The 12862-nt window shown below is 57.2% G+C and carries 12 protein-coding genes; 5 read left to right on the top strand and 7 right to left on the bottom strand.

What is annotated here, in order from left to right; translation table 11 throughout:
* Positions 1-201: 201 nt before the first annotated feature.
* The 5 genes from fabF to CUC55_RS18315 all read right to left on the bottom strand — a co-directional run bounded on the left by fabF (position 202) and on the right by CUC55_RS18315 (position 5349).
* Positions 202-1470 carry a beta-ketoacyl-ACP synthase II gene (fabF, locus tag CUC55_RS18295; RefSeq protein WP_103088724.1) on the bottom strand — a complete coding sequence of 423 codons (1269 nt, stop codon included), beginning with the start codon at positions 1468-1470 and terminating at the stop codon, positions 202-204.
* A gap of 243 nt (positions 1471-1713) precedes the next feature.
* Positions 1714-1950 carry an acyl carrier protein gene (locus CUC55_RS18300; RefSeq protein WP_006727438.1) on the bottom strand — a complete coding sequence of 79 codons (237 nt, stop codon included), beginning with the start codon at positions 1948-1950 and terminating at the stop codon, positions 1714-1716.
* 284 nt (positions 1951-2234) lie between these two features.
* On the bottom strand, positions 2235-2972 hold the full coding sequence (fabG, locus tag CUC55_RS18305; RefSeq protein ID WP_067643925.1) for a 3-oxoacyl-[acyl-carrier-protein] reductase: 738 nt from the start codon (positions 2970-2972) through the stop codon (positions 2235-2237).
* A 29-nt stretch (positions 2973-3001) separates the two neighbouring features.
* Positions 3002-3946 (bottom strand): ACP S-malonyltransferase, encoded by a 945-nt coding sequence (gene fabD / locus CUC55_RS18310; RefSeq protein WP_067644277.1) that lies wholly within the window; start codon positions 3944-3946, stop codon positions 3002-3004.
* A gap of 119 nt (positions 3947-4065) precedes the next feature.
* The gene (locus tag CUC55_RS18315) at positions 4066-5349 is read right to left on the bottom strand and encodes an Nramp family divalent metal transporter (protein WP_103088725.1); all 1284 of its coding nucleotides are present in this window, start codon (positions 5347-5349) and stop codon (positions 4066-4068) included.
* A 238-nt stretch (positions 5350-5587) separates the two neighbouring features.
* Between CUC55_RS18315 and CUC55_RS18325 the strand changes: the two genes are divergently transcribed.
* From CUC55_RS18325 to rplI, 5 genes are all read left to right on the top strand, one after another.
* Positions 5588-6631, top strand: coding sequence for an aldo/keto reductase (locus tag CUC55_RS18325; RefSeq protein ID WP_067643931.1), 1044 nt, complete (start codon positions 5588-5590; stop codon positions 6629-6631).
* Positions 6632-6916: 285 nt separating this feature from the next.
* Positions 6917-7387 (top strand): 30S ribosomal protein S6, encoded by a 471-nt coding sequence (rpsF, locus tag CUC55_RS18335; RefSeq protein ID WP_067643934.1) that lies wholly within the window; start codon positions 6917-6919, stop codon positions 7385-7387.
* A gap of 12 nt (positions 7388-7399) precedes the next feature.
* Entirely contained in the window at positions 7400-7648 is a 249-nt protein-coding gene (rpsR, locus tag CUC55_RS18340; RefSeq protein ID WP_067643937.1) for a 30S ribosomal protein S18, read from the top strand.
* Between the two features lie 158 nt (positions 7649-7806).
* Positions 7807-8778, top strand: coding sequence for a DUF2232 domain-containing protein (locus CUC55_RS18345; protein WP_103088727.1), 972 nt, complete (start codon positions 7807-7809; stop codon positions 8776-8778).
* Between the two features lie 14 nt (positions 8779-8792).
* Positions 8793-9374, top strand: coding sequence for a 50S ribosomal protein L9 (gene rplI / locus CUC55_RS18350; RefSeq protein ID WP_067643944.1), 582 nt, complete (start codon positions 8793-8795; stop codon positions 9372-9374).
* A gap of 741 nt (positions 9375-10115) precedes the next feature.
* Here rplI and CUC55_RS18360 read toward each other — a convergent pair.
* Entirely contained in the window at positions 10116-11183 is a 1068-nt protein-coding gene (locus tag CUC55_RS18360) for an HlyD family secretion protein (protein ID WP_103088728.1), read from the bottom strand.
* Between the two features lie 18 nt (positions 11184-11201).
* Entirely contained in the window at positions 11202-12860 is a 1659-nt protein-coding gene (locus tag CUC55_RS18365; protein WP_425352875.1) for an MFS transporter, read from the bottom strand.
* Positions 12861-12862 lie beyond the last annotated feature (2 nt).

A 12862-nucleotide genomic window follows, 5' to 3' on the forward strand; every position in this document is an offset into this window, starting at 1 on the left:
CAATGCGGCNAAAACAGGTTCGGCAGGCTAATCTGCACTTGGTACATAAGGAAACATCGATGCATGCCCTTTGCAGGGACAAGCGCGTTTCCAAAATTTGAAGCCGCCTGAACAGGCAGCACGGCAATTATCCCGGTTGTTACACCGGGAAACAGGATGGTTTTCTGCGATTCCTGACGAAACGGCAAGAGCCGATCGACCTCAAGCTTCGTAACGGCGAAGAACCAGCGACGCGTTGGTGCCGCCAAAACCGAAGGAATTGGACAGCGCGACATTGACGGTACGCTTGCGCGCCTTGTGCGGCACCAGATCGATTTGTGTCTCGACATCGGGATTATCGAGATTGAGTGTTGGCGGCACGATGTTGTCGCGAATGGCGAGAACGGCGAAAATTGCCTCGATGGCACCGGCTGCACCCAACAGGTGGCCCGTTGCCGACTTGGTGGAAGACATGGAAATCTTAGACGCCGCATCGCCAACCAGACGCTCCACAGCGCCAAGCTCGATCGTGTCGGCCATGGTCGATGTGCCGTGGGCATTGATGTAGTCGATATCAGCAGGCGTCAGGCCGGCTCGCTTCAACGCCATGGACATGCAGCGGTAAGCGCCTTCACCATCTTCTGATGGAGCCGTGATGTGGAACGCGTCACCGGAGAGGCCGTAGCCGACGACTTCGGCATAAATCTTTGCACCGCGTGCCTTTGCATGTTCCAACTCTTCCAGAACAACGATGCCAGCACCTTCGCCCATGACGAAACCATCGCGATCGCGGTCATAGGGGCGTGAAGCCTTTTGCGGGTCGTCATTATGCTGGGTGGACAGCGCCTTGCATGCGGCNAAACCGGCAAGCGAGATGCGGCAGACAGGCGATTCCGCGCCACCTGCCACCATGACATCCGCATCGCCCCACATAATCAGACGAGCGGCATCACCAATGGCATGTGCGCCGGTGGAGCAGGCCGTGACGACGGAATGGTTGGGTCCGCGCAGCTTGTGGCGAATGGAAACCTGACCGGAAATCAGATTGATCAGACGGCCTGGAATGAAGAAAGGAGAGATGCGGCGTGGGCCCTTGTCGCGCAGCGTATAACCAGCCTCGACAATACCTTCGAGGCCACCAATGCCGGAACCGATCAGGACACCTGTCATGATCTGATCTTCGTCGGTACCGGTCATCGGGTGCCAGCCCGCATCANTTAATGCCATCTCGGCTGCGGCCATGCCGTAAACGATGAAGGGGTCGACCTTGCGCTGCTCTTTGGGCTCCATCCAGTCATCGGCATTGAACGTTCCATTGGAACCGTCACCGACGGGAATGCGGCATGCAATTTTCGCAGGGAGATCTTCGACCTCGAACTCGGTTACGAGACGAGCACCGTTCTGGCCAGCCAAAAGCCGTTCCCAGGTAATTTCCGTTCCGCATCCAAGAGGAGATACCATGCCGGTACCGGTGATAACGACACGTCTCATCGCCAATGCTCCGCCCTAACCCTATCATCGCTAGCGCATCGGCCCGAAAACCAGAAGCGATTTTCGCAAGAGGCAATGCGTAGATTTCGTAATCGCGCGCGTCCATATGCCTTCAGATGAAAGCATGGCGCCTCGACCTTGCAACGCCCCTTTATAAAGCAGAGCATCTCAAGATNAAATATTGGCCCGGACTGGCCGGGCCATATCGGGAAGGCAGATGCCTTCCCTTGGCATTTCAAGCGATTAGGCCTGAGCCTTTTCGATGAACTTGACAGCGTCGCCCACAGTCAGGATCGAGTCAGCTGCGTCGTCTGGAATTTCAACGCCGAATTCTTCTTCGAACGCCATAACCAGTTCAACGGTGTCGAGCGAGTCGGCGCCCAGATCGTCGATAAAGCTTGCGCCCTCGACGACTTTTTCGGCGTCAACGCCAAGATGATCAACTACAATTTTCTTTACGCGTTCTGCGATATCGCTCATGTCGGTTTCCTCGACCTTTACTTTGAAAGGAATGCCCTCTTCAGACACCCTGCCCTGTTAAAATCCCCAAATACCNTTTGGAGGTACCGTGGGCAAACCCGTTCAACCCGGATCAAGCTAAACATCGCGCTAAGAAATCGCAACGGTCGCCTTTGGTTCCGGGACGACTGTTCACAGTCTTCGCCCGCTTAACACGGTTTCCTGCGGGAAAAAAGCCTTNAAATAGTGCTAACCATCTTGCTCTACAGGCAATTTTCCAACACCGCACCCAGACGGGACGATTCTTAAATCATCGCCATGCCACCGTTAACGTGCAACGTCTGGCCAGTCATATAGCTTGCTTCGTTGGAGGCAAGATAAAGAACGGCAGAGGCGATTTCCGCGCCGGTGCCCATGCGCTTCATGGGAATGGCACCCATGATGGCTTCTTTCTGCTTATCGTTCAACTTTCCCGTCATCGCACTTTCGATGAAGCCGGGGGCAACGCAGTTGACGGTGACGTTGCGTGTGGCGATTTCCTGCGCCAGCGACTTGGACAGGCCAATCATGCCAGCCTTGGACGCACAGTAATTCGCCTGGCCGGGGTTACCCGTCACGCCGACGATGGAGGTGATGTTGATGATGCGGCCGAAACGGCGGCGCATCATCGGGTGCGTCAGTTCACGCGTCAGGCGGAACATCGAGGTCAGGTTGACTTCGAGAACGTTGTCCCAGTCCTCATCGCTCATGCGAACGAACAGGCCGTCCTTGGTGATGCCGGCATTGTTGACGAGAATGTCGACGCCACCCAACTCGGCTTCTGCCTTTTCGCCCAGCGCCTTCACTTCAGCGCGGTCGGCAAGGTTGGCCGGAAAAATCTTGACGCGGTCGCCAAGTTCGGAGGCCAGCGCCTCCAGCTTTTCGACACGTGTGCCGTGGAGGCCGACGATAGCGCCCTGCGCATGCAGCGTGCGGGCAATTTCTTCGCCAATGCCGCCGGTGGCACCTGTAATGAGAGCCTTGCGGCCTGTCAGATCAAACATGATGTTTATCCTTTGTCTATCTTTAGAACTCAGCCGAGAAGTGTTGTCAGAGCGGCATCGATATCGGCAGGCGTATTGATAGTAATGCCATTCACCGTCTTGTCGATACGGCGGGCAAGACCGGTCAGCACCTTGCCTGAACCGATCTCATACAATGTCGTCACATCGTTTGCCGCAAACCATTCCACCGTCTCGCGCCAGCGAACCTGGCCCGTGACCTGCTCGACCAGCAGCTTTGCAATCTCGTCCGCATCCGATACCGGAGCGGCACGCACATTGGCGATGACTGGAACGACCGGGTTGTGCTTTTCAACGCTGGCCAGAGCTTCGCGCATCGCTTCGGCGGCAGGTGCCATCAGGGCAGAATGGAAAGGCGCCGATACCGGCAGCATGATGGCGCGCTTGGCACCTTTTTCTGATGCGAGTGCCGCTGCTTTTTCGACAGCATCTTTTGAGCCAGAGATGACCAGCTGGCCACCGCCATTGTCATTGGCAATCTGGCAGACGCCACCGACGGCAGCTTCCGTGCAGATAGCATCGACATCACCATGCTCCAGGCCGATGATGGCAGCCATCGCGCCCTGCCCGACGGGAACGGCAGCCTGCATGGCATTGCCGCGAATGCGCAGCAGGCGCGCTGTATCTGAAAGGGAGAATGTTCCGGCAGCACACAGCGCTGAGTATTCGCCCAGCGAATGGCCGGCAACATAGGAGACTTTATCCGCAAGCTTCAGGCCACGGGCTTCCAGCACACGCATGACGGCAATGGAAACCGCCATCAATGCTGGCTGCGCATTTGCAGTCAGCGTCAGCGTTTCCTCTGGACCGTTCCACATGATGTCGGAAAGCTTCTGACCAAGCGCCTCGTCAACCTCGTCAAAAACCGCGCAGGCCTCTGCGAAATTGTCGGTAAGCTCCTTGCCCATACCGACAGCCTGGCTGCCCTGACCTGGAAATGTGAATGCAATAGCCATGGGATCCATCCCTTCTCTTATGTTCTTNGGGACTTCCATTCACACTCCGTCCCGCAGAGTCAAGGCTTTGCGGGGTGCGCCAAGTGTCTGTCCACCTCTCACACCCCGTAATCGACGCTTCACCGCGTAAACAGCCCGACCACTTCACTGATGCACAGAACGATGAACAGCAGGGCAGAAATACCAAGCAAACCGTTGGAAAGCCAACCGCTACGCCACTCCTTCGGCACTCGCGACGAGTTGAGCAGCCAGATCAGCGTTAGCGCCAGAAACGGCATGAAGAAGGCTCCGAGCGCACCATAGATAATGACGAGCAGGAACGGACGCCCGAGGAACAGCAGCGTCATGGGCGGGATCGTCAGCCAGAAGAGATAGAAACGGAAGGCAGGCGTCTTTTCCAAGCCTTCGCGAGAGCCGGTTTCACCCTTGATGCCGCGCACGAAATCCGCAAACAGCATGGACACGCCCTGCCAGACGCCCAGCACCGACGAGATCGCAGTCGCGAAGAAACCGATCAGAAACAGTGTCGACATGGTGCTGCCGAATCGCTCTTCCAGCACACGGTCGAGATCGAGAAGGCCACGATCACCCGTCGAAAGCGCAATTTGCGACGCATAGAGCAACTCGGCGCCNATGATGAGCATGGCGACGACGAACATGCCGGTGACGATATAGGCGACACGGTTATCCAGCCGCATCACACCCATCCAGGCCGGTGTGCGCCAGCCCTTGGCATTTACCCAATATCCATAGGACGCCATGGTGATGGTGCCGCCAACGCCGCCGATGAGGCCAAGTGTATAGATGGCCGATCCCTCGGGTATGGACGGAATAAGGCCCGTCACGGCTTCACCCACATTCGGCGAGACCATGATGGCAATGCCGATCACGATGACGAACATGATGCCGATGAAAATCTTCATGACGGTTTCGAATGCGTCGTAGCGATTGAAGGCCACGAAGGCAGCGCAGGAAAGCCCGGTCAGCACGGCCCATATCCNAAGCGGCACGGAAGGGAAGAAGACAGCGAGCGGCAATGCCGTGGCACTCATGGCCGTTGCGCCATACACGAAACCCCAGACCATGATGTAGATGCCAAAATACCAACTGGTCCACTTGCCCAGCGACCGCCAGCCTTCGAGCATGGTGGAGCCAGTCGCCAGATGGTAGCGGGCGGAACCTTCAGCCAGAGCGATCTTTACGATGCAGCCGATAACGGCGGCCCACAACAGTGCATAGCCGAATCGGGAACCGGCAATCAGCGTGGCAACGAGGTCGCCCGCGCCGACGCCAGTTGCCGCGGCCACAATGCCGGGACCGATCAGTTTCCATCGTCCGGTCGTTGGTGGTACGGCCTTATCGTCAAGGGTTGCCGGTGGCGCACTTGCTGCGTTGTCTGTCATTCACGGTCCTCCGCGCTGGTTTGATGATCGAAACCCCAATGCATGCCGTGGAAGATGGTTGCGCGCAAAAAGGGAAAAGCATCCCCGTTTTTGCAATAAAAAGAGCTGAATTGCTACCCTTGAGCGTCAAAACGTTCCGCAAGAGATGTAACTATGGAATTAGTGGATTGTTTTTCCTTGCGCTGGCCCAATTCCGCACTACTTTCCACCCACCTTCCAAGCAAAACGAGACATTTCCATGAAGCACAATACGTTAGGCACCACGGGTATCTCCGTGTCCGAAATCTGCCTTGGCACGATGACATGGGGTACGCAGAACAGCGAAGCGGAAGCCCATGAACAGATGGATTATGCCATCGAACATGGCGTCAACTTCTTCGATACGGCCGAGCTTTATCCAACGACACCAGTCTCTGCGGAAACACAGGGGCGCACCGAGGAATATATCGGCACATGGTTCGAGAAATCCGGCAAACGCGCCGACGTCGTTCTGGCTACCAAGGTCGCCGGCTCGGGGCGCGATTATATCAGGGGCGGTCGCGATATCGATGCAGCCTCGATTCGCGAAGCCGTCGATACCAGCCTTGCACGGCTGAAGACCGACTATATCGACCTGTATCAGATCCACTGGCCCAACCGCGGTACATATCATTTCCGCGGTGTCTGGGGTTTTGACGCCTCGACGCAGAACACCGAAAAGACGCTGTCCGAAATCACCGAAAAGCTGGAAACACTGGGCGAACTGGTCAAGGCTGGTAAAATCCGCGCCATCGGCCTTTCCAATGAAAGCGCATGGGGTACGCAGAAATACATCGATATCGCGAAAGCGAATGGTCTTCCGCGCGTCGCATCCATCCAGAACGAATATAACCTGCTATACCGGTCGTTCGATCTGGACCTGGCCGAAGTGTCCCACCACGAAAATGTCGGCCTTCTGGCATACTCGCCATTGGCTGGCGGCATTCTGACCGGCAAGTATCAGAACGGTGGCCGCCCCGAAGGGTCGCGCGCTAGCATCAACCAGGATATCGGTGGACGCCTGCAACCATTGCAGGAAGCGCCGGTCAAGGCGTATCTGGAACTGGCCTACCAACACGGTCTGGACCCGGCGCAACTCGCCATCGCCTTCACGCTGTCACGCCCGTTCATGGCGTCCTCCATCATTGGTGCGACGACAATGGAGCAGTTGAAGACGGATATCGCAGCGGCGGATGTCACGCTTTCGGATGAGGTCCAGAAGGGCATTGCCGACATTCACCGGCAATACCCGATGCCGATCTAACAGCACGCAAACCGTGCNTTTTCGGGCAGCGCGCTTGCATTACGGTGAGAAATCCGTATAAGCGCGCTGTTCACAACACCCGGTCCAATTGGCTGGTGGCTGAACGGAGGGCTGGTTTCGGCGACGAAACAGCAGGACCATAAGGTTTCCGGCCTCCCGTGTCTCCGCTCTCGACCGTCTCGAACAACGCTTTTCTTGCCCTTGGCTTTTGCCGAACAGGAGCAGTCGTTGAGGCTTAGCGCCGTTGCCGGGTGATGAATGAAACGCAAGAAAGGCAAAGCTTAAATGGCTCTTTACGAACACATCTTCCTTGCCCGGCAGGATATCACTGCCCAGCAGGTCGACGCACTTGTCGAGCAGTACAAGGGCGTTATCGAATCGTACGGCGGTAAGGTCGGACGCGTCGAAAACTGGGGCCTCAAGTCCCTGACATACCGCATCAAGAAGAATCGCAAGGCTCACTACGCTCTGATGGACATCGATGCTCCGGCACCGGCTATCCACGAAATCGAGCGCCAGATGCGCATCAACGAAGACGTTCTTCGCTACATGACCATCTCCGTGGAAGCCCACGAAGAAGGCCCATCTGCAATGATGCAGAAGCGCGACCGTGACGACCGTCCGCGCCGCGATGGCGACCGTCCTGACCGTGGCCCGCGTGAAGGCGGCTTCGATCGTGGTCCTCGTCCACCTCGCGAAGGTGGCTTCGGCGACCGTGAAGACCGTCCGCGCCGTCCGCGCGAAGACCGTGCATAAGGAGCATATATAATGGCTGACGCATCTTCTTCCCAGGCACGCCGCCCGTTCCACCGCCGTCGCAAGACGTGCCCTTTCTCCGGCGCAAACGCTCCGAAGATCGACTACAAGGACGTACGTCTTCTGCAGCGCTACATTTCCGAGCGTGGCAAGATCGTTCCTTCCCGTATCACAGCTGTTTCACAGAAGAAGCAGCGCGAACTCGCTCAGGCGATCAAGCGCGCTCGTTTCCTCGGCCTGCTGCCATACGTTCTGACCTAATCGACTTTACGAGGCTGCGCTTTTGCGCGGCCTCGTTTCCTCCATGACGACATCCTTCCGCGTTGGGCGTGGATCGATCTTGAAATGNAAACCCATGTTGGGGACGCGGTTCTGACGGACCATCCTCTAACTGCTACAAAGTTCAGCAGGACAGCGAATTGCCAAAATTGAACCAGACAGTGCTGATTCCCGGCATTCTAGCCGGCATATGCGCAGCGTTCCTAACGCTCGGCGCAACCGCACAGTCGTCCATGTCTTTCCTGCTTTATGCCGCCTCCGCCATGCCGGTTCTCGTTGCCGGGCTGGGTTGGGGTAATGTCTCTGCCATCATCGCCATTCTGTCGGCAGCTTTCCTCGGCGCCCTCGCCGTCTCTCCCATCTTTGCCGTGACGATCGCGATTTTTACGCTGATCCCGGCTGGCTGGCTGTCTCACCTTGCCAATCTGGCGCGTCCGGCATCAGAGTTGGGTGGCCCTGACGATCTGATGGCATGGTATCCACTTTCTGGCATCGTTCTGCATCTCTGCGCGCTCATCACCGTGTCCGTTATCGTCCTCGGCACGATGATCGGTTATGGCCCAGACCTCGTCTCGCAGTTGGTCGATATGATGATGACTTCGGTGCAAACGCGCGAATCATCTTTCACACCGGATGCGACGGCACTTGCGCAGACGAAAACACTTCTGGTGCTGATGCTGCCGATGGTTCAGGGCGGTCTCTGGGTCATGATGCTGTTTGCGGCCTATTATTTCGCCAGCCGTGCGGTTCGCTCCTTCGGCAAGGGCCTGCGCCCGCGTGAAGATATCGCAGCGGCACTGCGCATGCACCGCAATGCGATCTTCANTTTCCTCGGCGGCATTGTCCTGACCTTTCTCGGCGGCACCGTGGCGATGGTTGGCGCTGTCGTCTGCGGCACCTTCGGCGCAGGCTTCGTCATGGCGGGCTATGCCTCCCTGCACCATCGTTCCAAGGGCAAGGACTGGCGCTGGCCGGTTCTGGTTCTGGCTTACATATCGGCGGTCTTCGTCTTTCCGCTGCTCATCATTCTTGTGCTTGGTTTGAGCGACGTGCGCAGCACGATCTCCCTCACGCCACCACGGAACCCTGACAATAAAGAAACCAAACCCTAGAAAGGATCAAGAAGATGGAAGTCATTCTTCTCGAACGCATCGCAAAGCTTGGCCAGATGGGCGAAACCGTAAAGGTTCGCGATGGCTACGCACGTAACTTCCTGCTGCCACACGGCAAGGCACTTCGCGCCAACGCTGCCAACAAGACCCGTTTCGAATCCGAGCGCGCAACGCTCGAAGCTCGTAACCTTGAGCGCAAGTCCGAAGCACAGACCGTTGCCGACGCATTGGCTGGCAAGAGCTTCATCGTTGTTCGTTCCGCTGGCGAAACCGGCCAGATGTACGGCTCTGTTGCTGCCCGTGACGTTGTTGAAATCCTCGGCGCTGAAGGCTTCAACATCGGCCGCAACCAGGTCGAACTCAACACACCGATCAAGACCATCGGTCTGCACAACGTAACGCTTCACCTGCATGCCGAAGTCGAGCTTCAGGTTGAACTGAACGTTGCCCGTTCGGCTGAAGAAGCAGAGCGTCAGGCCAAGGGCGAAAGCCTCACATCCGCTGACGCCATCTACGGCGTTGACGAAGACGCTCTTCGCCCAGAAGACTTCTTTGATCCAGACGCAGAATTCAACGGCGAAGGCGACGACGAATAATCGTCTCTGGCCTGATTGACTGAAACAGAAACCCCGGATGGCAACATCCGGGGNTTTTGGGNTTTAGGGGGGATGTTGGCGGGTAGCGGGTGGGGCCTANCCCCCTCTGCCCTGCCGGGCATCTNCCCCACAGGTGGGGAGATCAAATCGCGGCAACCTCCCGGCCATCTCTAGCGTCGAGAGTGAAGGGGTGTCAGAGCGCCCAGCCGATCTCCCTCCTTGTGGGGGAGATGTCCGGCAGGACAGAGGGGGGTGAGCCCCATCCGGCACGGCAACAATTGATGTAATAAATCGGCTCAACCGAAAACCAAGCTTCGCCATTCACGCGGCGCTCTGCACCCGTGGCTTGCTTTACCTCGACCCGAGAACACACGCAAATGCGGATATGTCTTTGGTTTGGTGTTTGTCGTTGGCTCCGCATTTGCGTGGCCCCTGTCGTCTTGCTCAAGCCGGATCGTACATGACCCGGCTTGAGTTTGATATGCAGTCTCCGGTGAAACCTGACCGCCTCGAGTTTCCGAAGCCGTGAATGGTCCTCGGGTCGAGGTGGCTGGGTCCACCGTTCCTAGTGTCTGGCTGCACGTCTACAGCCAGCCACCACGCCGCTCCGCCAAATGTTTCGCGACACATTGCGGCTGCGGACGTGGAGAGATTGTAGTCATGGGTTGATTGAGCGTGGAGAAAACTTTTTTTATTTTTTGAGTGGGATGTTGTGACGTTGCCGGATACCCCACCCGGCCGCTATTTCCGAACCGTTTCAGCACCGGCCGGTGCGACGCCCTTATCGACTCGCACCACCACGGACATGCCCGGCGAAAGCTCGGCAGCCAGCGGCTGGTCCGGATCAATGGAGATGCGCACGCCAAGACGCTGGGCGATCTTCACGAAGTTGCCCGTGGCGTTATCCGGTTTGATGACCGCGAATTCGGAGCCAGCAGCGGGGGCGAAGCGCTCTACCTTGCCCGTCAGCTTCCTGCGGTGCAGGGCATCGACGGAAATCGAAACCACCTGCCCTGCTTCCATTCCGGCAAGCTGCGTTTCCTTGAAGTTGGCAACGACCCAGATATCATGCGGCACGACCGCCATCAGCTGCGTACCGGCTGCAACATACTGGCCTACGCGAACGCCGACTTCGCCGAGCTTGCCGTCCCTTGGCGCATGGATTTCCGTATTTTGCAGATCGATCTTGGCCAGCTCGATGGCTGCGTCCGCATTGGCGACGGCCGCCTGCAACGAACCTCTGTTAATGATGATGGTCTGGAGATCCTGTCGTGCAACCTCGAGCGCTGCCTTGGATTGGGAAAGACCGGCGCGCGCTTTATCCAGATTGGCCTGCGCTTCTTCCTGCACGCTGGATATTCCCGCACCACTGCGGACAAGACTATCCTGACGGTCAGAGGCAAGCTGCGCCTGCTTGAGAGAGGCTTGTGCGCCATCGACTGCCGCTTCACCAGAAGCGATATTAGCCTTTGCCGCTATCTCCTGCTGGCGGGAGTTGTCGAATGCTGCCTTCTGGCTATCCAGAGATGCTTGCGCCTGTGCCAGCTTCTGGCGGAAGATGCGGTCATCGATCTTCGCCAGAAGGTCCCCTTGCTTGACCTCCTGATAATCCTTCACCGGCACATCGACGACATAACCGCTGACCTGCGGGCTCATGGTCGTGACATAGCCGCGCACATAGGCGTTATCGGTCATTTCCACGGAGCTGGAAAACGGCGGCAGCCGCCATGCGTAAAGCACCAGCGCCACACCGGCGACGCCGCCCAGAAGAACGATGAGAGTAAGAGGCGTGAATANTTTTTTCAGCATTTTTATATCTCGGGACAATCAGGATTGAGGTGCGGCCACGGTCTCGTCTTCGCTTTTCAGCAGAGACTTGAGACGTAACCATGCAAGATGAAGCNAAAGCATGACAAGAGCAGCAGCGGCACAAACTGAAATCAGCAGGAACGTGTCGTTATAAGCCAGAATATAGGCCTCGCGCGTAACCTGCGCGCCAAGCAAAGAAAGACCTTCTGCCTTCAACAATGCCGCATCGGTGATGACGTGGCTGTAGCCGGCAGACAACTGGCTGACGCGTTGCGCCACCTGCGGGTTCTGCAACAGAATGCTTTCCACCAGAATATTCGAATGGAATTTTTCCCGCAGCGTCACGAAGGAACCGAGAAGACCGGTTGTCAACATGGAGCCCGTAATCTGCGTAAACAGGAAGATGGTGATGAAGTTGACCAGGTAAGGTGGGCCCTTCGCCAAGGCTGCGCCAAACCCCTTCGCCATAACCGGCGGCAGGAACATGGCCGCACCGAAGGCTATCATGGCCTGGCTCAGATACATCTGTTCTGGCCGCACGACATTTGTCAGACCGCTATCCATGAAGGCACCCAATGCAATCAGCGTCAACGCGATGACATGGGCGGTATCGACATATTTCGTCAGCATCAACAGCGCGCACAGACCACCGCCGAGCAGTGTCGCCACAATGATGAGCGCATAGAGCCCCCCAGTCTGCTCGTTCAGGATGCCCAGTTGCTGGTAGAGGCTGACAGCGGTGGAGGATTGCTCCGAGGACACAGCACGGTAGATCAACAGGATCGCGATCAGATGCAGGTTGGTGCGGGAGAATATCCAGCGCAAATCCAGCATCGGANTTTTTCGGGGAAGCTCGATCATCGTCATCAGGGCAAGAAGGCCGATGGAGGTCGCCAACAGGACGCCAAGCCACCACGTTTCGAACCACCAGTAGAAGCGGCCGAGCGTGAGGAATACCGCGAGACAGCCGAGGCCACCGGCAAACAGCAGGTAACTCACTATATCAATGCGCTCTATGACCTTGGCACGCGGTGGTGGCGTTAGCGGCNAAAGATAGATGATGGGCAGCACGGCCAGAGAAAGCCCGACCTCCATCGTATAAAGTGCCTTCCAGCCATCGATATCCAGTAATTCAGGTGAAATAATGCGTGCGAGCGGTGCGGAGAGAAGCGTGCCTGTCAACGCGATGCTGAGGCCCAGCGTTAGCTTGCGCTGTACAGGAAACGCTTCGAGAATATAGAGAAAGCCGAGCGACGACAGGGGTGCTGCCGCCATGCCGCTGACGAAACGCACGACGATGGCGGAATGCAGATCCGTCACGAAGAGGTTGAGACAGGAGGCCAGCACGAAACAGATGATGCTGATTTCCGCAAAGGGACGCAGCCCATATTGCTGGCGCACCTTGAACAGCGCGATGGAGAAGGTGGCGTAAGGTGCCATATAGGCCGCCGACAGCCAGGCGACTTCCGCAATCGTTGCCGAAAACTCGCCCTGCAACTGGTAGATATTGGCCATGACTATGTTCATGCCCATGCCCTGCGTTACGAAGAACGACAGACCGGCGGCGATGTAAAGCAGCTTCGCGAAGAAGGATTTTTCCGCAGGTGGCGCGGGTGTGGCCGGTGCTTCCGGCACCTGTTCAGATACCTCGTCTTGAGCGTCCTGAATGTTCGAAATGG

The organism is Agrobacterium bohemicum (assembly GCF_002896715.1).
Classification (GTDB): domain Bacteria; phylum Pseudomonadota; class Alphaproteobacteria; order Rhizobiales; family Rhizobiaceae; genus Agrobacterium; species Agrobacterium bohemicum.